Source organism: Dyadobacter jejuensis (assembly GCF_003149085.1).
Classification (GTDB): domain Bacteria; phylum Bacteroidota; class Bacteroidia; order Cytophagales; family Spirosomataceae; genus Dyadobacter; species Dyadobacter jejuensis.
The window spans coordinates 66,950-91,223 of sequence record NZ_QGDT01000012.1 but is presented as its reverse complement, the minus strand read 5'-3'; the positions used below and the strand labels follow the sequence as shown (position 1 = coordinate 91,223).

Genomic DNA, 24,274 nt, shown 5'->3' with positions numbered 1-24,274 from the left:
ATGTATGCAGCTTATATTGGAAAAAAACTTATTGAGTTGGTGAACAAACGCGAAGGTAAAAACCGAAGCACTCAGGAGTTCTATGATGAAGTGTATATACCCCTGTTTTTTTTAAATGAGCGGTATTTGCAACATGTGAATAACTCAAAATTTGATCAAGTATATAAACAAAAGAGAAAAACTCCATTGACCTCTGTTGTTTTAGCAAGTGCCCTAACAGATCAGCACTCAAAAATACAGACGGACGCACCGGATGGATCATTTTTCTTAGGTGGAGCTGCCGCAGAAATCTCGGCGGGCACATCGGGTCAAGTAACAGACATACTTCCTCCTATTACAACTGATGAAGTATATGCCTCTTGGATTGGCGCAGCTATGGGCGTTGGAGTAAGTGGAGGATTGAATCTACTAATAGATTCTGACGAAGTATTATTGGCTTTGTATGATGGTTGGTTTCGGTATCGTGAGTACCTGACACAAACGCCTAACCTGAAACCTCATCAGGTCAATACGTGGAATGGATACTGGGTCACTAATTTTTTTGATGACCTTTACGACGATAATTACCCTTTTGCTAATAAGGAGCCTGAGGTCAAAACAGACTCTAAAACCGGCATCGCAAGCGTAGAAACGACACCATGGATAAAAGTTATTTTTGCATTGGCTGAAAAAATGCCCAAACAAATAATTAATACATATGTCTACTCCTTGAGTCAAAGGAATACGACTATTGGGTTTATTTCATTGGAATTACCCGCTGTTTTATTTCTTAATGAGTTATATAAAAAAATCAGTAAGGAGGAATCCATTATTACTAATACAGAATCTTTGGCAACACTTTATGATACAGCTCTTGGTTTTCAAAAAGCTTGTGAATTAGGGAAAATCGGAATCCCCGCGCTTGAGCCCAAACAATTGCGTGAGCATATTCCAAGTTTTCATCGTGAAGGGAAGCCGTTCAAAACACCTAAAAATCAAAACGATAGTATTCTTTTAACGTACAATTTTTATCAAACCTGGATAATCGCCATGTTAAACAACCAACAACTTATTGATTTGACAAAAAAGTTTGCTTCGGCTCTGAACGATTTTTCCAATCAAAAAGATCGTTCTAAAACCATCAAGAGCCGAAGTGTCGATGAACTTCTCAAAGCTTCTAATCGTCGCTCATTTATCGAGCAATTAGCCAAATTAGTAACAGAAAACGAATCACAGGAAAGCACCTTTTACCAAACTGTTGATGAGCTCGCAAATATTGTGATAACGATTCCTTTAACTGATTTTCCTCTTTTTATGGCATTGCTCAAACTGAAATACGCATTGCTCCAACCCAAGAAATAAACTAATTATAAACATAGACAAAACATCATTATCATGAAATCTTACTTTTATTTGCGCGGTTTGAAAGTTGTAGAACATACAGTATTTGCTGTACAAGACGGCCAAAAGGAGTACTGGGATCCAATACACAGCAAAAAAGTGGCTTACTCCAGCGGCCAACAAGTAAAGCGCTCTGTCTTGGATTTTTTGTCAGAGGAGTTAGATGAGCCACGTGCGCCTATCACTTTCAATTATGAAATCAATTCAAAAGACGCCATTGAAAATAAAGAACCTTGGTCGCCGTGTGACCCTTCTTATGCAGATCAATTAATTGGAGGTTGGATGCGGGCAAGACCCAACGTGGTGACACTCAAACGCCGAAGTCCTTTATCTATATCGGCTATGCGTCCTTTGCACCCATTATTGGTAAGTCGAACATCCGAAGATCTTACTTTCGATCGTAGCGATAAACCAAGCCAACACCCGGTGCGAGTATTGAATACTTCTGGGGTTGAACTAACCGAACAGCAAATCGATGAGTATCTGCAAGGAAAACAACGTACACTTCCACGTCGTAACTGGATTCCCGAAAACATAAGAACCACCGGTTTATTTGTATACGATATTGCCATAGACAGATCACGCCTATTTAGTATTTCTATAAATCAACATGAACCGGAAGTTGATAAAGTAACTATTGAGCGCTTAAAACAAGCAAACTGGATCTTGTCTGGTGATGGAGAGCGATTAATATGTCCTGCCAGCCGCAGGAAAAAGCTGATTCCTTCACTAGCGAAGGCATTAGTAGAATGGCATATCACCAGCAATCAAGCTCGTACCTATAGCCCGCAAACTACCTTAGCATTGGCAATAAGTGAAAATGCAGGACTAATCGCTTCTGCGATTCGGGCTGACCTTAGTGAAGAAGAAGCTCGAAGAGCAGATCCGGTAGTAGACACGTTTGAAGGAGTTGATACCTTTATCTCATTGTCTTGTAAAGGGCACGTAAGAGGTGTCGTCGGTGCTGCGGATGCAATGAATCAGGCAGAGCAAGCAATTATTAACTTGTTAGAAAACTACGATTACGAAAAATGATTCCGAAAAGTCTCCGCATCGGCGGAATGCTTATTGGCTACTATCGTTTGTGCCCTCGCAAGGCCTGGTGGTCTTTGCGAGGGATTGCCATGGAGCAGGAATCCGATGCAGTTGCCTTGGGCCGATTGTTGGATGAGGCCTCTTACGGACGGTCTGATAAACAGCTCGAAATAGAAGCCGAAGCCCCTGACGGAACCCCATTGGTTGGAAAAATTGACCGGGCTAATTTGAAACATGGTGTTTTACATGAAACCAAAAAAGGCCGGTCCTGTGAAGACGCACACCGTTGGCAACTCAGGTTTTACCTTTGGCTGCTGTATAGGAACGGGGTGACACGCCCAGACGGTGTACCATTCAGTGGCCAGCTTGATTATCCGCTCTTGCGCCGAACAGAAGCTATCTTCCTTGAAGCTGAACATTTCATTGAACTTGAGAACAACGTTGCTGCAATAAGTAGCCTTGCAATCCAGGAAATCCCCCCTCCTGTTTTAACCCAACGAAGCTTTTGTGCCAAGTGTTCTTTTGAGGAATTGTGCCTCGGTTAATCCGTTTTTATTGAATCAACAAACTTCAACAGTGAATGAAACGACCGTATTATTTATTTTCGAGCGGACGATTAAAGCGGCAGCATAATACGCTGGCACTGGAAAAAACTGCCGGTGAACGACTCCCTGACGATGCCCCTGAGGACGAAGGTTTACCGTCTTCGCATCCAGACGGAGGACGGACTCCATTTCCAATAGAGAGCGTGGATAGTTTGTTTTTGTTTGGAGAAATAGACATCAATTCCAAACTGATTACTTTTTTAGGACAGCAAGGAGTGCCCGCTTTCTTTTTTGACTATTATGGTAATTATTCGGCCACCCTTTATCCGAGGGAGAATCTACTTTCCGGACGATTACGCGTTCAGCAAGCAAAGCATTATTTAAGTCCAAAAAAGAGACTGACCCTTGCGAGAACCTTCGTGGAAGCTGCTTTGTTTAACATTGAGCGCGTAATCAAGTACTATCAACCACGTTTAGTCGGCGAGGCTCAGCAAGAAACACAGGTTACTTTGCAGGCTCTGGTTCGGGACCGTGACGCGCTGCCCCTTACCACGGATATTTTCACGCTTATGGCCGTTGAAGGACGTATACGGGACAGATACTATAAGTTGTGGCCACATTTTCTGGGAAAGGAAGTGGCCTCAAAATTCCCTATGAACAAACGCGAACGACGGCCACCTTCGAACGAGCTTAATGCATTGATTTCGTTTGGAAATTCTCTCTGTTACAGCACCGTCGTAAGACAAATCTATCGGACGGCCCTTGATCCTACGATAGCGTTTCTACATGAACCTGGAGATCGTAGATTTTCTCTTTCTCTGGATATTGCGGAGATCTTTAAACCACTTTTGGTAGACCGAGCTATTTTTCGACTACTTAAAACAGGTGAAATAAATTCTAAGCATTTTGAGAAGCATCTAGAAGGATGCTACTTATCCGACGCTGGTCGTAAAATTTTCGTACAACACTGGGACGAACGACTAAGCAAAACGGTACATCATCGTACACTAGATAAAAAAGTTTCCTATGAGCGGTTAATACGGCTGGAATGTTATAAATTGGTTCGTCACCTCAGCGATCCGGCCGGCAACACTTATCAGGGATTGCACATGTGGTGGTGAATCCAAATCAATATAATAAGTAGAAATGTTCTTTGACGTACTGAAACATATTATTGCTTTAGACCTATGCCGTACTATATTGCTGTTTATGACGTAAATGAAAAGCGTGAAGGGAAAATGCTTAAACTTTTTCGGAGATATTTGACGTGGATTCAAAATTCTGTCTTCGAAGGAGAGCTTACTCACGCTCAGTTCAAATCATTAGAAATTGAGGCCGATCGACTAATGAAAGACAGTGATGGGGTGATCTTTTACCAACTCAGAGATGAACGATATGTAGATAGGATTGCGCTCGGAGAAGAAAAGGCTGAACGCACTCGTTTTCTGTGAGTTAGAACAATGTCTGATCGTCGACCTCAAAATTGCCCCCCATTTTTTGTGTCTTAAGAAATTTACCTTTCTCGAAACAGCCAATTAAATGTATAAAAAAACGCTTTGTAAGTCCTGAAAAGGCATGTCGTCATCCTCGGGCGTTTCAAGCGCTATTAAGGGATGACGATTTTTTTTGTTCTTTTTTGTCATAAAAACATTATTTACAAGCCATAATCCATATTTTTGCCCCGGCTCTCAATCGCACCTGTTGGTATTGAAATGATTACAGGCGTAGGTGTCCATTCGTTTAGTGAGCTACTCTCAATCGCACCTGTTGGTATTGAAATAACAGTTCGCCAAAGTGGTCGCAAGCGTCTTTTACTCTCAATCGCACCTGTTGGTATTGAAATTCTTTGTCGGTATACTTATCGGTCTTGATTGACCCTCTCTCAATCGCACCTGTTGGTATTGAAATTTGTCTGCGAGTATCCTTTTACACTCCTTTGCCCATCTCTCAATCGCACCTGTTGGTATTGAAATAGTTGTTACCCACACTCTTTCAATACCAAAATCAGTCTCTCAATCGCACCTGTTGGTATTGAAATCCAAAAGTAACTTTCTGTAGATTATATTGAGCGCCTCTCTCAATCGCACCTGTTGGTATTGAAATCTATATGATTATCAATTAGTTATGGAAAATTTGGAAGCTCTCAATCGCACCTGTTGGTATTGAAATTTCCATATTATAAAGTTCCAGCTATTAAAATTTTAGACTCTCAATCGCACCTGTTGGTATTGAAATTAACCATGCCTGAATTAATACCAGTGATAAACCCTCTGCTCTCAATCGCACCTGTTGGTATTGAAATCGAGTTCTGATTTCTTAGCTAAGAAAACCGCACTAGACTCTCAATCGCACCTGTTGGTATTGAAATAATTAGAAGTGTAGCCGTTTGGGTTACTAGAGTTACTCTCAATCGCACCTGTTGGTATTGAAATACGGAGCTAGCAAAGGAAACCAGAGGTTAGAGTACCTCTCAATCGCACCTGTTGGTATTGAAATGGAAGTGGTCCGGGCAGCAATAAACAAGATAGTAAACTCTCAATCGCACCTGTTGGTATTGAAATTGCCAAAAGTGGAGAGGTACTTGTTACCGCCAATGCCTCTCAATCGCACCTGTTGGTATTGAAATTCCAAACATCTATTTTACATTCTATTACCAATCCCCCTCTCAATCGCACCTGTTGGTATTGAAATCCTTAATTGCAGGTATGCGAATATACCAAGGTATGCCTCTCAATCGCACCTGTTGGTATTGAAATGTAACTAGGTCTTGGGGCGACCTTGTTACCTAGTACTCTCAATCGCACCTGTTGGTATTGAAATCAATTACCTCGGCTTGGGTTACATTGGGGCGGTCAACTCTCAATCGCACCTGTTGGTATTGAAATTCTCATTACAAGACATGGAAAGATTTTCGAGACTTTCTCTCAATCGCACCTGTTGGTATTGAAATAGCCAATAAGTGACTCTCTTAGTTGCGCACTAAGGTCTCTCAATCGCACCTGTTGGTATTGAAATTTTCTTCGGGCCTTGATGGTTTCTTAAGCTCTTTCTCTCTCAATCGCACCTGTTGGTATTGAAATTTGGGGCATCAAGAGGAATCGCAACGCCGCCCGAGCCTCTCAATCGCACCTGTTGGTATTGAAATCCCAAAGAATTAAGCGATTGTACCAGCGCGCTGAGAATCTCTCAATCGCACCTGTTGGTATTGAAATCCCGTATTTCTAGATGTGCCGCCAATGTATTTTCCACTCTCAATCGCACCTGTTGGTATTGAAATTGGATTAACCTACACGGGCTCTTAACCCCTATCAAGCTCTCAATCGCACCTGTTGGTATTGAAATCCATTATACGAGGACGGCAATACATGCCATAGCAAAACTCTCAATCGCACCTGTTGGTATTGAAATGAAAAGGATTAAGATATCCTTAGCCGACGTCGAAGCTCTCAATCGCACCTGTTGGTATTGAAATGGTATTGGGCCGCAATGATTGGCCCATTTTCTGGCCTCTCAATCGCACCTGTTGGTATTGAAATTAAGACTGCATATGGCCTTGGAACATCTATCTTAGCTCTCAATCGTACCTGTTGGTATTGAAATTAATAACCTGCTGCTTGGGCTTGTGTTAATCCGGGCTCTCAATCGCACCTGTTGGTATTGAAATTTGCTTCTGCTTGGTCGTTGAGCGGAGCCGAAACGCTCTCAATCGCACCTGGTGGTATTGAAATACGTATTTGGTCTATCACAGCTCAGCTCTGCATGCCCTCTCAATCGCACCTGTTGGTATTGAAATGAGCGGATGAAGCACCGGCTTGTTATAAGAAATTATCTCTCAATCGCACCTGTTGGTATTGAAATTAGGTGGTTTTGCGCCAATCTTATATAATTTCAAGTCCTCAGTTGCATATTTTCGTATTGATATATATTGTTCCCTTCGACTCCGCTCAGGGTACGGAATGGCGCTCTATCGTAATTGTAGGTATTGATATAGCGTTCCCTTCGACTCCGCTCAGGGTACGGAATAGCGCTCTATCGGAATTGTGGGTACTGATATAATGTTCCCTTCGACTCCGCTCAGGGTACGGAATGGCACTCTATCGTAATTGTGGGTACTGATTTAGTGTCCCCTTCGGCTCCGCTCAGGATACGGAATGGCGCTCTATCGTAATTGTGGGTACTGATATAGCGTCCCCTTCGGCTCCGCTTAGGGTACGGAATGGCACTCTATCGTAATTGTGGGTACTGATATAGCGTCCCCTTCGGCTCCGCTTAGGGTACAGTGGGACTTTAATTGCTAAAATTCACTTCAAAAGGTCCTAAAGGGAGTCGGGCATTATTGTACAATTTTAGGGAAGGAACTGGAAAGGGAGTCCAACCGTATCGTAGTTTTTGGGGAGACTCTACCGTCGACTGGAGGTGGATGGTATCGGCGCCCGATATTTGGGCCTTTACTCTATGAAAAATGCCATCTTGACCCGCTATTTCAAAGCCAGTAATGGGGCCTTCTACCGGTAGAAACCCTTTTCCGAACTCCTTGAAATAAAGCTGAATGTCGCGCCCGTTGATCCTCCATTTGGATAGTTCGGGGAAGCCCAATAAATTTTTCAACTCATACACATTTTTGAGGGCCAAGTGGGCAGCACGTTCACCTACTACTTGCTTATCTTTGGGGTGAATATCCTTTTCTTCGCCCAAGTCGAGGGTTACGACCATCTCAGTATGGCTTAGTTGCTTCTGGGTGAGGCGTTGTACTTCTCTAAAGGCAGGCCAATTTTTATTATCAAACCCAGGCAGTTGTACGAATACAAACGGCAGCTCTGCCTTATCAAAATAGTTACGCCACGCGTTGACCATCATGGGAAAGAGTTCTTTCGCTGCAGTGACCATTTCTGGCTCGTCGGTATCCGACTCCCCCTGATACCAGAGCACCCCACGGAAGGACAGGTCTTGGAGGGGGGCAATGCCTGCTTCGAAAAGAAACCCCGGTTCGCACAGCCAACGATATTGAAATTGTCCTGGCAAATAAGGCTCATCGGGCTTCAGCACATGCTGAAAGGCGTCTTTAGCCCTTTCTCGGTGGGCCAGTTTGACCGATTCGTTTCGAAGCCAGTCCGTAGTCAGTAATGATGAAGTCTGTGGATTGGCTTTCAAAGCCTCCGCAGGGATCCAGTTATTCATGGCCGAGCCACCTAGGGCCACCTGAATAATGCCTATGGGCACATCGAGTCCTTGATTTAAGCCCTGGGCGAACAACCAAGCCACTGCCGAGGCCTTGGAAGCCGAGGAAACGGTACTCGGCTCCCAGTGTCCTTGATAAAAATCCTGGGGATTGCATCTAGCCAATTCTTCGGTTGTATACCCTCCTTTGGCTACAATACGTATGGCTGTTTGGTTAAACAAACGCAGTTGGTTGTTGGGCAGCTCCTTTAAAACGGCCTGATAGGTTTGCATATTTTTTAATGGAAACTGCATATTCGATTGTCCGGAACATATCCAGACCTCCCCGATCACAATATCCTCTAAACGGATATTGTTGACGGTTAATATTAGGGGATCCAAGGAGGCCTCCCTAGCAGGAAAAGTGACGAGCCACTTCCCCTCTTGGTCTGCTTTTGTATTTTGCTTCTCCTTGCCCAGCTGGACATAGATGGGCGTATCCGCCTCGGCAAGACCCCAAATACGGATGGGCTCCTTTTGTTGCAGCACCATATGCGACCCAAAGATCGATGCCAACTTTACAGCTCCAACGGGAGTGCCTCCACTTTGGCTTTTACCTTCCATGGATAAAATAGCAAATGGTACCCATAAAAAGTATTTAAAAAAGAATTTCATCTGGTAATCTATTGTATAATGTTGGAAATGTTCTTTGGCTAATCATTCTACTATTACTCTGTCTGAGAAAGTACCCTTATTTTTTTGTAGGAAACAGGTCGTTGGGGGTAAAATAGGGCTCTGCACCCAGTGGGCGGGCATTCCGTCCACGGTGGTCATAGTCTCCAATGTCTTTAATAGCCCATGCTGCCTCTTTGAGTAATTCAGCGACCACTTTTGGATTTTCCTTGGACACATCCATACTTTCCGCTATATCCTTTTCCATATCATATAGCACGGGTTGCAATATCATTACCCGGTCCTCGGGCGCTATATGTGCCGGCCAGGTGGTATAGATAATTGATTTTGAATCGGGGTGGTTGGGTAAGTGCAGCTTCCATTTACCCATCCGTACCGCCCGTAACTCCTGATGTTGGTAATAGAAATAAGGTCTTTGCAGCGTATTTGAATCACCATGGACTACGTCCGTAATATCCAGTCCGTCAATCACCCGGTCGGTAGGCAGAGGAGCTGCGGCCAGCTTAGCCAAAGTAGGAAGCAAGTCTATAGTAGCCACAATCAAATCGCTAGTGGTGCCTGCCGGTACCCGGCCAGGGGCTCTGATGATAGCGGGCACCCGAGAGCCTCCTTCCCAGGCAGAAGTTTTTGCCCCACGCAAGGGTTCGGCATGGCCGGCATCTTTACCTTTGATCCACCAGGGGCCATTATCACTTATAAAAACCACGTACGTATTACTATCCAGGCCCTTATCTTTTAAGGCCGACAGGATACGCCCTACATGATAGTCAATTTCTTCCACCACGTCGCCATAAAGTCCCCCTTCAGACTTCCCTTTAAACCGGGCGGAAGCGGCCAGTTTGACATGGGGCATGGTATGGGCCAAATACAGAAAAAAAGGTTGTTGTTTGTTTTTCTCGATAAAAGCCAGGGCTTCATCGGTGTAGCGCTCTGTAAGGGTCGACATATCGGCCTGGCGCTCGACTAACACTTTATTTCTTAGGAGATGTACCTGGTTATCGTTGCTCGTCGGTGTAAAAAAGGAGTAATCAAACCCCTGATTCCAAGGCAATAAATCAGCATTAAACTGCTCCTGACTATGACCTGCCAGATCCCACTTTCCGATCATACCTGTAGCATATCCGGCAGGTTTTAGAACTTCGGCGATGGTAACTTCGCTTAAGGAAAGTTTGGGATGAGGCGCTTGTCCATCATCGTTGCGGGCATTGCGCAAGGGATAACAACCGGTCATCAGCGCCGCCCTTGACGGGCCGCAAACGGTTTGAGCGTAAAAACTACTGAATTTCATTCCCTCTGCGGCCATTCGATCCAGATGGGGTGTTTTTATGCGAGGCGAGCCAAAGGAACCTAAGTCCTGGTAGCCTTGATCGTCGGTGAGAATAATAATAAAATTAGGTTTCTCTCCCTTACCCGTTTTCGGTGGACTATATGAACTCAAGAAAAGCATACATCCCAAAAGGATCATTTGTCTCATAAATCAATAAATACTAAATCTCATGAATCGATAGGTCTCCAACAGGGCCTTGCGTCCTATTGGGTATTTTAGCGTAAAGCCATAAACCACCACATTATAGCTATCCTTTACACACAGCCCCCCTTCCCTATTTGATAGCATCAAACAAAGTAACGCATGAAGTCGAGATGTATCAACAACATTTCGCAATTTTCTAGAAATTCCGCTGAGTCAGCAGTTCAGGGTGACAGGCTTCGGCGAGACCCGTCACGCTCTGCGTGATCAGCCTACCAGCTTAACCGTGCGACGGACCGCTTTAACCTTTTTAACTTTTGCCCTTTCAACTTTAAACCCCTAAAAAAAGCACCCTCCCTAGAAATCCAGGAAGGGTGCTTGTACATTACACTTATAGCCATTGAAATGACTAAAAGGAGGGTATTATTTGCGAACTACTATTTTATGACGACTTACCGAGCCATCTTTCATTTTGAGTACTATTACATAGACATCGGAGGAAAGACCAGTAACATCGATACCAGCTGAGGATACGGAATCGACAGACATACGGCGTACTCCTGAATGGTCATAGACCAATACCCGATCGATTGTATTTGGATTAAGATCCTGGAACATCAATCTATTCGATACTGGGTTTGGATACAACACTACCGAAGCAACTGCATCCATGCGTAGAGAACGTATGCTGCTATAGGCAAAACTACCATCCAGATCAACCATTTTTAGTCGATAGTAATTGATACCTGCATAGGGTGATGCATCGCTGAATGAGTACTTCAACTCTTTCAAAGAAAGCTCGGATGCATTTACCTGGCCTATTTCATTCCAGTTTTTGGCATCGGCACTACGCTCAATCACAAAGACGTTACTGTTTTCTTCGTTGGCTGTCGACCAATTTAACAAGGCCGATTGCTCATCACGCGACACGTTAAACTGTGTCAGCGTAACAGGTAGGGGCGAAGCTTCGGTTGTCGATAGGTAGATAAAGCTGCTGAAAGCTGAAATGTTATGGAACTCCACATAGGCGACGCCATCTTCCATTCCAGAGGCTGCTGGGGTAACCTCCACGGCTTTGGTGGGGTCTAGCACACCGTCGGCATATACATCAGCCAGGACTTCATCGGCATCTCCTTCGTACTTGAACCAACCGTCCGAGACATAACCACTCACTACTGCCGCAGCCATTTCGGCACTGTCGTAGTAGACTCTCACCTTTCCAGTCGAAAGCGGGGAGCTATTACCATCGGTCACGGTGGTGATTCTCGGCATCAATTTGGTGATGGTACTGCCATTTTCATATTCAACACCTTCAGGAGTGATGGTCACTTCGAAATTGTCTTTCTCGGTGGTGCTGAATCCTGACACTCCCAACAGGTTCTGATCCTGTACTCCGGTCCTATGGTAGAACGTCCATTCGCCAACCCCACAGGTACCATATTCGCTGGTTACCTCTTGTGTAGTAGGCAAATAAGCCGTTCCTGGACTTAACGGCGTAACCCTACCAAAGGTAAAGTAGCTGTAGCCATTCGGGAAAGTATGCACGGCTTCATAATTGGTTTCGTTTACGGTAAGAGGCATGGCCACCACATTGGTGGTAAAGGCCGCATCGGACGCATAGATAATGGCAAAGTCGGCACAGGCGTCATTGAGCAGAGTGGTAGTGCCTACCGAAGCCACAGGGAAGCGAATAATCACCGGCTGTCCTACATTAGTATTTTGCACTTTCCACACCCGATTCATCCGGCGGGCATTGTCTACACTACCGGCATACTCGAAGGCGGTATAGGTGCTACCGGAATTGGTCATCGCCTGGGTGTTCCCATTATCGCCCCATAGTAGGTACTCATCCTCCGACAAGTTATTGAGGTTTTCGGCGTTGGTAGAGGCAATCTCTCCTAAACCTATTGTCACTTGATTGTTGGAATTGGCAATCTGACTACGGCTCTGTTTCTGATGCAAAGCCGATATCTCATCTCGTCCTAAACCGGCTACATTATTATAGTAAGTGGCATTGGCTGTAGCATCCCAAACAACCTGATTCTTGGAGGTGGTGTAATTGGCACTACTATGGAGGGTAACACCATATTTTATGGCCAGATAGGTATCCACCTTTTTACGCTCGTCAGGGGTGATAGTCCCGGCTCCGTACACGATCATCTCTCCAATATGCCCAATAAAGCCACTATCATCACCAGAGGTAACAGCCCCACTGTTAGCGCCGAATATATGTCCGCCCGTAGCGGCCCCTCTAGAAGGATGAGAATAGGCAGAGCCTAAGTCAGCACCATTTAATCCTTTGCTCATAGATAAATCGCTGAAAGTATAATACATGACGCTAGGTGAGTTACCAGCGAAATTGACAGATCCTGGGTTACTTATTCTCGCATCGCCCCCTGTATTATTCCGACGGGCAATATTCCCATTACCATACAGCCCTGGATGATCCCAATTATTACCATTTAGGGTGGTATTGTCCATCCCTACATTAAAGAATCGACCAGAGGACATCCCTTCTTTGGTAAGGGAGAACATGTCAAAATCGAGGGAGTAGAGGGTCTGCTCGGTAATATTTCCAATTTTCTGGGATGCACTGGTAAAATTAATACCCGGATTGAAATTGAAATATTCGGCGCCACCAAGCTTCAACTTAGGTAATTCCACGGATTCAAACTGCGAGGAAACTACCCCTGAAGTAAAGTCGGTCCAAGTTTTCACGTCGGCGCCATCCCCTGCAGCTTCGGCAAAAATATCGGCCCTATACCAATGCGTCAATCCGTTGGTAACCCCGCCTGGAGCCTGTACATAGGCCGCAAAGGTAAAGTATTGCCCGTCGGTTAAGGTCACATCCGAATAGGCATATTCCACTCCATTGATCACCTGAACTCCAGCCATATCCGTAATTACATCGGAGGAGTTGATCACATCATCAGCACTTTGGATCAGCTTCAAGTGTGCATAACCCTTTGGCCATGCCACCCGTACTTGGCCTACCCCACTGGTATTCTGCACCTTCCAAATAGAAGCGAAGCGATGGTTAACGTTGGCAATTCCAGAGATCGTTACGGTAGGCACCTTAGCCAACCCGTTATCTCCCCAGATCAAGAACTGACCATCACTTAAAACGCCTGTGTTCGATGCATTCGTATTTGCCAGGCCGGTAGTACTTATCAGCACTTGCTTACCAGCGTCAGTACTCCAGGATTGTTTTTGATATAAGGATCCTTGGTCGTCTCTGGCAATTCCTGCGATATGAAAATGGTAGCCATTATTAGTACCGCTTGCCCATACCGTATTACTGTTGGCATTCTTATAGTCTCTCGTTCCAGCCGCATAAGTACTACCATACTTAAGTGCCAAATACGTTTCCACTCGATCCATTTCGTCTGTCGAAAGCTTATTTTCAAACACAACAATCTCGTTCAATTGGCCGCTAAATTTCCCATAATTGGAGTCTCCACCAATCAAAAGATCCCGAGCACTGGTAGTTAAATTGGCATTAAGTAGCTCCGATCCCGAATAACTCTTCCTTATCCCATTAAAAGAAACGGTTGCTGCGGCATAACTAGTCGTAGCTCCAGCACCATTTTCCCAGCCACTACCAGCGGTAAAATATGATTTTGAACTGACTACATCGTCGGCCAGCCCCTGGTACCCGGGACCTCCTGTAAAGAATAACAACTTACGTTGAGTTCCACTGGTGTTAAACATATGCAAGCCAGGATAGTCCATGGTGGCGTGAAAACCTAAAAAGCCGCTGTTTTTGTTGGAATTATAGTACCCAGCAGCATAAAGAGATCCGGACGCTCTATCGATCACATCGACGCCTGAAGCAGGAGAAAAACTCATTTCGTCATTACTTCCATCGAAAGTTACGGTTGGGTTAAAATTAACCTGAGTACTTAAGTTGGAAAATACAGGACGAGCACTAGAGGTATTCTGCAACAGATTATAGCCAGTTCCTTTATACTCATTCCACTGATAAATGGTTTCGTTATCATTGGCCAAGGTGTTTCCAGCATCTGTAAACTGCTGTCCGGCGGCATCGGCCCGGTACCAGGCTGCTGAGGCAACTCCCCCTGGTCCTAACACATAGCCTGCGAAGGTAAAATATTGCCCATCATTAAGGGTTACATCGGCATAGTTATAGGTTTCACCGGCGATCGTCACGGTGTTGGCCGTCATATCGGTACGCATATCGGTGTCATCGATCACCTCGTCGGTGCTTTGAATTAGGGTGAGTCGAGGTGTTCCCGAGGGCCAAGCGATCCGAACCGTCCCGACTCCCCCGGTATTTTGAACTTTCCAGATGGCGCCAAACCGTAGGTTTAAGTCAGGAACACTAGAAAAATTAAATGAAGTTGCGAGGGTTTTAGATAAGCCATTATCCCCCCATAGAACTGCTTGTCCATTCGAGAGTGTCCCACTATTTTCTGCATTGCTGTTGGCCAGGCTACCTAGCCCAATCAACACATTGGAAGCTTGGTCGGTGCTACGGGATTGTTTTTGGTACAAGGAACCTTCATCGTCCCGGGCAATTCCGGCAATATTATTGTTGTAGCCCGTATTGGTGCTTTGGCTCCATAACGTGGTAACTCCATCACTGGCAATGTAGTCATGAGGTAGGCTAAACCCATATTTAATGGCCACATAAGTACGAATACGCTGCTTTTCGGCCTCTGTCAAGTCCCGCTCATAGGCAATAAACTCACCGATATATCCGTTTCGGGGCTCCGATTGAGCGCCCAAAATACTGCCATCGGCATGACGAATATTACCTGCTGACACGGTCTGATTGACCGTTTTGGTCACCCCATTTTCCCCATACTTAATTCCGGAAGTCCCTACTGTAAACGACACGTCGTTTAAATACAGTTTATTAATTTCAATGCTAGGATACCCCGGATTCCCCGTATACGGATAGATCACAATTCTATCGCCCAATTTTGTTAGGGTTGGGTAATTGGCCTGAATCAGACTACTTGTTGTAGTGGTAGCTCCAAAACCAACTATATCGCTATAGCCTCCACTAGACTTATTTAAGGACGCGGTAAATATGGTACTATTGGTACCGTTGGCGGCGTAAGGCTTCCCAGCCGGAACGGCCATAAAACGTGCATCGGTGCCGGTGGTTCCAAAGTCAATAACCGGATTAAAATTATAGCTGGATGAAGCTACAAAGGGCTGTCTGCTGGCATTGGTTTGGGTGTAATTATTAACATTTCCAGAAAGGTCCTTCCATTGGTCAGGAGCAAAACCTTCATCGGACCGCAGCCATACTCTTAAGTCGGCAGTAACTCCCCCAGGAGCCACCAATTTCGCAGCAAAGGTGAAGAATTGTCCATCGGTAAAGCTTACGTCCGCATAGTTATATACTATCCCATTGATGGTCGTTTCATTGGAACTCATGCTGGTAACCACATCCGAAGCGTCAAAAACATCGTCAGCACTTTGGATTAGCGACAGGTTACTCAAGGCTTTAGGCCAAGCAACCCTTACCGTACCTACCCCGTTCTTATTGGTTACTTTCCAGGTAGCTGCAAAGCGGTGACTAATATTGGCGATACCAGCGATGGCCACTGTGGCACTCTTAGGCTGTCCATTATCGCCCCATATCAGGTATTGATTGGCGCCCAAGCTAGTACCATTGGCAGCGTTGCTATTGGCCAAGCCCGTGGTCGACACCAACACCTGTGCTCCAGCATTGGTACTCCAGGATTGTTTCTGAAGCAAGGCTCCATGATCATCACGGGCTATACCGGCCACGTTGTAGCGCCACCCAGCATTCGCCGCGGCGTTCCAAACGACCTCCCCAGCCGAGTTTTTGTAATCTCTAGTGCCATCAGCATAAGTGGTACCATACTTCAAGGCCAGATAAGTCTCCACCCGGTCGAGCTGGTCTACGGTGAGTGCATCCTCAAATACTAGCACTTCATTGAGCTGCCCACTGAATGAGCCATAATTGGAATCGGCTCCTATCCGGAAGTCTCGAGCTCCGGTGCTTAGGTTGGCGTTATTGAGCTGACTTCCGTTATAATTTACCCTCGTTCCATTCAAGGAAACCGTAGCGGAAGCATAAGATGCGGAGCTACCTCCCCCGTTTACCCATCCGGTTCCAGCCGTAAAAAAGGTGTTAGCCGCAAATAAATTGCTACTTACTCCCTGATATCCAGGCCCTCCTGTAAAAAATAAGAGCTTGGAATTGGAAAACAAATGAAGGCCAGGATAATCCATAGTTGAATGGAACCCTACAAAACCACTTCTTTTCAGGAGGTTAACCTTACCAGCAGCCATCAACGTCCCTGTAGCCCGATCGATCATATTAACGCCTGTTCCTGCACTGAACTGCATCCAATCGTTGACCCCATCGAAGGAGACGGTAGGGTTAAAGTTAGCCAATTCGGTGGCATTGGAATATACTGGGCGGTTTCCAGAACTTGTTTGTAACAAATCGAACCCATCGCCGGTGTTGGACTTCCAACGATACACCGTAGCTTGATCCGAAACTGCTGAACCTCCAGCATCGGAATGTAAAGTACTCGTTCCATCGGCACTATACCAGGAAGCGAGCGGTACACCTCCAGGATAGTTTTGTGCCATCGATACATGGGCTCCGATCAGCATCACCCCCAGCCCAATCGTAGGCAGGAAAGGTTTCCTCTTCCCTAGCAGGGCTAGTAATGGAGTAAAAAAAATCAAATAAAGTCTGTACATAATGGTTTTTTAAAGTTTACAATAGGACAATTAGAATAACTTGCGGATGGATCCTAACTTTTAGATTACTTATGTGGTGTCTCAAACCACGAAGTAACAGATCCACGATAGTCCCCCCTCCTCTTTTAAGTGATGTGTAACTGGTGAAACTTATGGGCATCTTACTAGTCGGATAGATTTAATTTGATCATTCTTCCCCTTAATTTAAGCCGGCTGCCTTCTGCCTTAAAAAGAAGTAGTCTATTCTTAGATTAGGCTTCCAGTCCTAACAGGCCACCTCGTGTAGGGGCTCATTTGAACCTTCTCTAAAGTATGGTATAAGTAAACGGAGGGTATCTTTAAAATTTCTTTGCAATTTATCTAGACTATCGACTACGGTAGGGGTAATTTCTTGTCGATTTTCGGCTATAAAATTGTCGATAGCACCAAAAATGTATCCACTTGAACCGATATCCTCATTGAAAAGATACTGGCACTATCTAAAATTCAACCTTTATGGCTTTGTAGATAAAATTTGTAATAATTCTTGAGTTTTATCTATTAAAACCATCGAAGAAAATTCAGATATAATTATCATAAATTTTTGAACACAAGCAGTTTAATATTAAAACTACCCAGCGATAAGCAAAAGCTAATACCCATAAACTTCTACAACTGTTACTCCAATCCTGCGAATAAACATTATATCTCCACTTCGATTTCAGGCTCATCTGCCCCAAAATCCCCCCGGTTAGGGGGATAATCTTGTCGTTTTAGTAGGAATATTTTAGTACTGTAGAATTTTTACAATTTGTGTAAACAAAATTTGATTTGGGTCTCCTATGTTTGTCTGACTATACATTCGAATAAAACTCAATTCACTTTGTGAGACACTTTTTTTTAATATTATGGTGCACAACATTCATAGCTTGTTGGGTCCACTCACATTCAATAGGACAAACTTTTCGACACTTTACAGAAAGGGAGGGAGCCCCTATTACCTCCGTAATTGGTATTACCCAAGACAGAGAAGGGCGAATGTGGTTTGCGACCTCCAGAGGCCTTTACCAATATGATTCTAGGGTTTTCAAAAAATACGGCCAGCATCCTGAGAAATCTCAGTCCTTACCCTCCGACTATATAGAGAACGTATACTGCGATACAAAAGGAAACCTATGGGTGGGCACGCGGTTTGGACTCAGCTTGTACGACCCAATCAGCGATTCGTTCCAAACTTTTATTCAGGATCCTTCTAATCGTAATTCTATAAACAGTAATAGAATCAATTGCATAGCCGAAGATGCCCAAAATAGAATTTTGGTAGGGACAAATGAAGGATTAAATATTATAGATAAAGATGGCAGCCATCTCAAGTTCACCCAATATCCTAGTAAGAATTTGGACGGAATGAGTAAAGAAATTCGGTGTATCGCCGAGGGACTTGACCAAGACTTATGGCTAGGAACCTATGATGGACTAGTACATGTGACAAAAAAAGGAGGTAGCCGCTTATTCAAAATGGAGCAAGAAGGTCGGGACTCCAACTTCTGGTCCATATATGTGGATCGCACTAATATGATTTGGTTGGGCAGCCTACACGGGCTGGTCCAATACAACCCTTCTACAGGAAAATTTAAAAAAATCGACAAATTTGGATCACCAACCGGACTGCCCTTAGAGATTTCGAAGATTATTCCTGATCCCAAAGGAGGGTTATGGATCGCTACCAGCGCCGGTCTGGGTCACTTTGATCCTCACACCGAGGAATCCGAATGGTTCGTTGGGCAGGCAGGGGATCCGGGCAGCCTGGCCGACAACGTACTATATGCCATGCACCTAGACCCTCAAGGAGGACTATGGCTCGGGGGGTATTACCTGGGGATCAGCTATATGAATACCTTGTCGCCTCATTTCAGCGACTGGTTTGAGGCCAGCCATCCCAAGAAAAAGAAATTCTTGAATCCTAAAATTGGTCAGACCAAAGACCGTCGTATCTGGATGGTTTCTGATAGTCAAGACCAAATAATATTCAGGAGGTCCTATGACCAGAGCACCTACGCGGTCGATCTTCGGCTAGAAGCTCCAGGGTCTTACAGTTCCTTCTTTGTCGACGACCAAGATTTGCTCTGGTGCGGTGGAAGCGCAGGGCTCCGCCGGTATAATTTAAAAACTGGGGCACAACAATGGTATCCTCTGGTAGACCAGAAAACAAAAAATACGAGTCCAGGAAACGTCTATGGAATGTTAGAGGATCAGCAGGGCCGATTCTGGGTTTATGGCAAGTTTGGACTTTTTCGATTCGACAAATCCAAGGGACATTTTATCAATATGGGCTACACTCAACGAACCTATGTGGCCTTAGAAGATTCGAAGGGGAACCTATGGTTTGGAGGGCGAGCACAGGTGCTGGTTTTCGACCATGATTCAAACAAGGCGCGACTATTAGCCATACATCAGCCAAAGGATCAGGGAAATTTTCTTAGTGTCAGAGGAATAACAGAAGACCTCAACGGCCGTATATGGTTTGGCTGTGAAGAATATCTTCAGTATTACGATTCGGTCAAGAAGGCCATCGTAACGCTCCCTGAAAGCGAAAATGCGAAGTTAGATTATGTTTTGGACCTTCAATCGGACTCTAGAGGCTATCTATGGATCAATGGGGAATCAAAATTAATGAGGTACCATCCCGCATCAAAAACCATTCAGGAATATGATCAGCAGGATGGCCTACCACACAGAAGCATTTTACAGTTGAGCGGTTCTTTAAAAGGAAATCAGGGTATGCTGTATTTCCCAACAACCAATGGACTATTCTATTTTAACCCCAATGCTATCGTAACGAATGACGCTTCGGCCCCTTTATCCCTAACCTCCTTATTGCTTTTTAATAAAAAGGTAGAAATTAGAGATAAATCTGGCATTCTCAACAAAGAAATTGGACAAGTCGATCAATTAGAATTTAGACACGATCAAAATATTTTCACCCTGAATTTTGCCCTACGCAGCTATTTCAGGTCTGAACGTAACCAATATGCCTATAGGATGGAAGGCTTTGAAAAAAACTGGAACTATGTAAAAATCCCTTCGGCCACCTATACCAACCTTCCTGCAGGTACGTATACTTTTCTTGTAAAAGCCGCTAATGGAGACGATCATTGGACCGAAAATCCGCTCTCAGTAAAAATTATCGTGTTAAACCCTTGGTGGAAAACCTGGTTTGCATATTTGATTTATGGGATATTACTAGGCCTTTTAGCGTACACGATTGCTCGTTTTTTTTGGATCAGAACGAGTTTTAAAAAGGAAAGTGAATTGCATCAGGCCAAATTAGATTTTTTTACGAATATCTCACACGAAATTCGCACACACCTTTCTCTGATCAATGGCCCCCTTCAAAAAGCGGCTCAAAATCTAAAGGACAACGCTAAGGTTAACAGTTACCTCTCACTCGCTATCACCAATTCGGACCGGCTAAAAAGCTTGGTTGACGAGTTGCTCGACTTCCGTAAACTTCAGAGTGGTAGTAGTCCATTACGAGTGGGGAACCATGATATTCTCCCTTTGATCAGAAGCGTCGTAGCCTCCTTCGAGCATAGCGCTGCCGACAAAGAGGTAAATCTAACCTGCTCCTTACCCGCAGGACCTATGATGCTCTGGATGGACCAAACGCAAATTCAAAAGGTCCTTTATAATCTACTGAGTAATGCATTGAAATTTACCCCTAAAGGAGGAAAAGTAATGGTAGAAGTAATAGATCAGCCGAAAGAGGCCGTTATTAATGTGATCGATAACGGAATCGGAATTGCTCCTGAAAATAAGGCGCAAATATTCAAAAGTTTTTTTCAGGTCGGTAATCCCACCACCAATGAGACGGGCTATGGCATCGGATTGGCCCTTTCTAAGGAGATCGTCGAGCAGCATCGTGGGGGGCTAACAGTTAATAGTTCATCAGACACCCAGGGAGTTTCTGGCCATACCTGCTTTTCTGTTTTACTAAAAAAAGGACAGGAACATTTCCCAAAAAGTCAATTCACCTCAGAATCCAATATATTAACCGATAAAAATTATACGGTCGACCAGGTAATTCCCCAGCCAAATCCGGCTATCAAGGATGCTTCACTTCCCACCCTTTTGATTATTGAAGATAATGACGAACTAAGGACTTTTACCAGTGAGGCGCTCTCCGACAAATACAAGGTTTTGCAAGCCAATGATGGCCTGAAAGGTCTAGCTTTGGCTCAAACTGAATTTCCCAACCTGATCCTTTGCGATATCATGATGCCAGGAATGAATGGCTATGAAGTATGCCGCCGTGTTAAAAACACTCCAGAAATAAGCCATATCCCCTTTCTGTTGCTCTCAGCCAAGAGTACCATTCCTGACATGATTGAAGGGCTTGAACTCGGCGCTGATGACTTCCTGCTAAAACCCTACGACCTTAGGGCTTTGGAATTAAAAATTCAGAATCAAATTCAGATGCGGGAACTACTAAAAAATACGACCAGTATTTCCCTGGAACCCAGCCACCGAACTGTTCGAGATGTCGATGGTGTATTTATTCTTAAATTGAAAAAATTGATCTTCGATAATCTTTCCAATCCCGAATTCGGAGTCAATGATATGGCCTTCCAAATGGGCACCAGTGTTTCGGTACTCTATAGGAAACTAAAGACCTTAACGGGCATGACGGTGAATGATTTCGTTAAAACGCTCCGCATGAAAAGTGCTTTGCAACTTTTAGAAACCGGTACGATGAATGTCAATGAAGTGGCCACCGCTGTGGGGTATAACGACACCAAATATTTTAGCAGGGAATTTAAAAAGGTGTACCACAAAAATCCTACCGAAATTAGAAAACAGGCTGTAGAGGGGTAAGAAGTAGGTCCTCTGCTGTTACTTTTAACCAAGCGGCAAATCACCCTGCACCTCCCCCTCCTAACACCTCACTCCTAAGAAAACGCTAGCCATCAACAAAAAAACGATCCCCGTTGCAGATCGCTACAAATCGACGCTCAACCAGCGATTGAATATTCTTTAATAATCGATCGATTAAAACGGTGCACTCAACGATTCAAATCCCTCGTTCGGCTAATGTGAATTGCCTAAGACGATCCGGTTAACTATTTTTAGTAGGCCGATAAAACGGCCTGCCAACTGACCTAAACAATTTGATGCGTATCCGTTCACTGCTCTACTACATTTCTGCTGGTTTTGTGCTTGGTACCCTAGCCATGGTGCTGGTGTATTATGGCAATCGCCGCAATGTGCTCCAACTGATCCATGGCAACGAAAGTGTCCTCAGAGAGTACAGGCTTAGCAATCAACTCATGAAGTTAGAGAAAGAGCTGATCCTACTCGACAATACACTAAAAAATGGGCCAATATCCTCAGATAGCAAGCTAAGGCCAGAAGTACTCAATAGCCTTGAGAAGATAAAATCGACCACCCAGCGGATCGTCACTGCCGACTCCATCAGTTTACCTGCGAAATATAAGTCGGAATTAGAGGGGCTCGTCGAACAAAAAATACAGAATACGGAAGGACTTTTGGGCGCATTTACCCTACCACAAAAAGCAGCATCCTCAGGGGCGGCCGACAGGGGGCCCGCACTTTCGGAGAAGATCAGGTCGTTGGTATACAGAATAGACCGGAGCGACCGAATCGCCCTGGCCCATACCATAAAACAGTCGGACCGACAGGGCCAATTGGTATTGCAATGGAACCTGTATATCATTGCGATTGCTCTAATTTTGTTCACCCTCGTGTTTCTAATCATTGTCGGTAGGATGAAACGGCAATCGGAACTAATATTACAGCTTAACCGCAGCGAGAAAAAGCTAAAAGAGGCGGCCTGGGTTAAGGAAAATTTTCTGGCCAATATGAGTCACGAAATCCGTACACCGCTGAACGCCATCCTAGGCTAAACGAATTTACTATCGAAAAAGGCCCAACTAGATGAAACATCACGTTTATATTTAGCTACTGTCGAGCAGTCAGGAGAGACCCTACTGGCCATCGTTGAAGATATTCTAGATCTCTCCAAGATTGAGTCGGGAATGTCACCGAGCAATTTCTAACCCTATTGCCCGAGTCTCATGCCGCACTGACCAAGGCCAAGGAGGAGGATGACCGATTAAAAATCCAACGGGTGGCCCACCAAATGAAGACCAGTATTTCCATTATGGGGCTCGACAGCTGGCTGATGCCTAAGCTGGACCTACTAGAGGACCATGACCGCGGCAGTCAAGAAATTCAGGAGACAGTCCTGGTAGTAAGGACGATCTGCCAAGAAGCACTTCAAGAAGCACAGTCGTTCTATAACCACGTAAAGCGCACTGCGTCCCCGACCTAAATGAGCCCAGCTCCTACTCCCTTGTTTTCCAAAGCAATCCCGATGGCTTTCAGCATGGACAAGCCCCCAGAATGGTACTGGTTGGAGACGTAATTGGATTCTCAAAAAAATTAATTGGCAACTAAAAGGGCCTAGCGATTATTTATTTAACTTTCAGTGTCCAGAGTTTTATATGCTAATCTAACCCTTATTTCAATGAAAAGGCCCCTGCTATCTGTTGTCTTGTTAACATTAGGCTGCATATGCTGTGCACTGAGGGCCTGGTGCACAACGGTATATAATTCCCCTACACTTACCATCGAACCCATAAGCTCCAATACCTTCGTTCATATCTCTTATTTGAATAGCCCGACTTTCGGACATGTACCCTGCAACGGACTGGTGTTTATAGACCAACAGGAGGCCATCGTCTACGACACACCCATCGACAATGCGGCAGCGGCCGAGCTGATCGACTGGATAGAAAACGTTAAAAAATGCAAGATTAAGGCAGTCATTGCTACTCATTTTCATGACGACTGCATCGGTGGGCTCGAGGAATTTCATAAGCACAAAATCACCTCCTATGCCAGCCGGGCAACGATCGCCTCCATAAAAAAGAAAGGTGGGGAACGCCCTAAGAGAGGATTTAAAAATAGATTGGAATTAAAGATTGGTCAACAGCCGACCATCACGCAATATTATGGTCCTGGCCATACCCTAGACAATGTTGTAGGGTATATTCCCAGTGAAAATATCCTTTTCGGTGGATGCTTGGTAAAGGAAATGGAGGCAGGTAAAGGCAATTTGGAAGATGCCGACACCGAACAATGGCCCTTCACGATTGAAAAAATTAAAATGCAACTGCCTAACCTTACGGTGGTGGTACCAGGACATGGCAAATGGGGAGATAGCGAATTATTGGACTATACGATAGCCCTTTTTTCCAAACAAGCAAAATGACTGGAGACG

11 protein-coding genes, 1 pseudogene and 1 CRISPR repeat array are annotated in these 24,274 nt (G+C 44.7%); of the genes and pseudogenes, 9 read left to right on the top strand and 3 right to left on the bottom strand.

Annotated features, from left to right (window positions below):
• The 5 genes from CLV98_RS18710 (at position 1) to cas2 (ending at position 4,411) form a co-directional block, all read left to right on the top strand.
• Positions 1 to 1,341, top strand: a complete 1,341-nt coding sequence (locus CLV98_RS18710) for a hypothetical protein (RefSeq protein ID WP_109676807.1) — start codon at positions 1 to 3, stop codon at positions 1,339 to 1,341.
• A 33-nt stretch (positions 1,342 to 1,374) separates the two neighbouring features.
• Positions 1,375 to 2,415, top strand: coding sequence for a CRISPR-associated protein Cas7 (locus CLV98_RS18705; protein WP_109676805.1), 1,041 nt, complete (start codon positions 1,375 to 1,377; stop codon positions 2,413 to 2,415).
• A complete protein-coding gene (locus CLV98_RS18700; RefSeq protein ID WP_109676803.1) occupies positions 2,412 to 2,960 on the top strand; it encodes a CRISPR-associated protein Cas4 in 549 nt (182 codons plus the stop codon). Before CLV98_RS18705 ends, CLV98_RS18700 begins: the two co-directional genes overlap by 4 nt.
• Before the next feature lie 35 nt (positions 2,961 to 2,995).
• Positions 2,996 to 4,081 carry a type I-B CRISPR-associated endonuclease Cas1b gene (gene cas1b, locus CLV98_RS18695; RefSeq protein ID WP_109676801.1) on the top strand — a complete coding sequence of 362 codons (1,086 nt, stop codon included), beginning with the start codon at positions 2,996 to 2,998 and terminating at the stop codon, positions 4,079 to 4,081.
• Between the two features lie 66 nt (positions 4,082 to 4,147).
• The gene (gene cas2, locus CLV98_RS18690) at positions 4,148 to 4,411 is read left to right on the top strand and encodes a CRISPR-associated endonuclease Cas2 (protein WP_109676799.1); all 264 of its coding nucleotides are present in this window, start codon (positions 4,148 to 4,150) and stop codon (positions 4,409 to 4,411) included.
• A gap of 234 nt (positions 4,412 to 4,645) precedes the next feature.
• Positions 4,646 to 6,818: direct repeats of the CRISPR family, unit length 29 nt; unit sequence CTCTCAATCGCACCTGTTGGTATTGAAAT.
• Between the two features lie 429 nt (positions 6,819 to 7,247).
• On the opposite strand, the gene CLV98_RS18685 is transcribed toward cas2, so the two are convergent.
• The 3 genes from CLV98_RS18685 to CLV98_RS18675 all read right to left on the bottom strand — a co-directional run bounded on the left by CLV98_RS18685 (position 7,248) and on the right by CLV98_RS18675 (position 16,992).
• On the bottom strand, positions 7,248 to 8,741 hold the full coding sequence (locus CLV98_RS18685) for a sialate O-acetylesterase (protein ID WP_158281289.1): 1,494 nt from the start codon (positions 8,739 to 8,741) through the stop codon (positions 7,248 to 7,250).
• A 127-nt stretch (positions 8,742 to 8,868) separates the two neighbouring features.
• Entirely contained in the window at positions 8,869 to 10,284 is a 1,416-nt protein-coding gene (locus tag CLV98_RS18680) for a sulfatase family protein (RefSeq protein ID WP_229203458.1), read from the bottom strand.
• A 417-nt stretch (positions 10,285 to 10,701) separates the two neighbouring features.
• Positions 10,702 to 16,992, bottom strand: a complete 6,291-nt coding sequence (locus tag CLV98_RS18675; RefSeq protein ID WP_109676796.1) for a T9SS type A sorting domain-containing protein — start codon at positions 16,990 to 16,992, stop codon at positions 10,702 to 10,704.
• Between the two features lie 1,017 nt (positions 16,993 to 18,009).
• Between CLV98_RS18675 and CLV98_RS18670 the strand changes: the two genes are divergently transcribed.
• From CLV98_RS18670 to bla, 4 genes and pseudogenes are all read left to right on the top strand, one after another.
• Positions 18,010 to 21,846: a hybrid sensor histidine kinase/response regulator transcription factor gene (locus CLV98_RS18670; protein WP_109676794.1), complete on the top strand. Its 3,837-nt coding sequence runs from the start codon at positions 18,010 to 18,012 to the stop codon at positions 21,844 to 21,846.
• A 296-nt stretch (positions 21,847 to 22,142) separates the two neighbouring features.
• A pseudogene (locus CLV98_RS24080) lies at positions 22,143 to 23,048 on the top strand (sensor histidine kinase).
• A 5-nt stretch (positions 23,049 to 23,053) separates the two neighbouring features.
• On the top strand, positions 23,054 to 23,323 hold the full coding sequence (locus tag CLV98_RS18660) for a hypothetical protein (RefSeq protein WP_109676792.1): 270 nt from the start codon (positions 23,054 to 23,056) through the stop codon (positions 23,321 to 23,323).
• 195 nt (positions 23,324 to 23,518) lie between these two features.
• Positions 23,519 to 24,265 carry a subclass B1 metallo-beta-lactamase gene (gene bla, locus CLV98_RS18655; protein ID WP_109676790.1) on the top strand — a complete coding sequence of 249 codons (747 nt, stop codon included), beginning with the start codon at positions 23,519 to 23,521 and terminating at the stop codon, positions 24,263 to 24,265.
• The last annotated feature ends 9 nt before the right edge of the window (positions 24,266 to 24,274 follow it).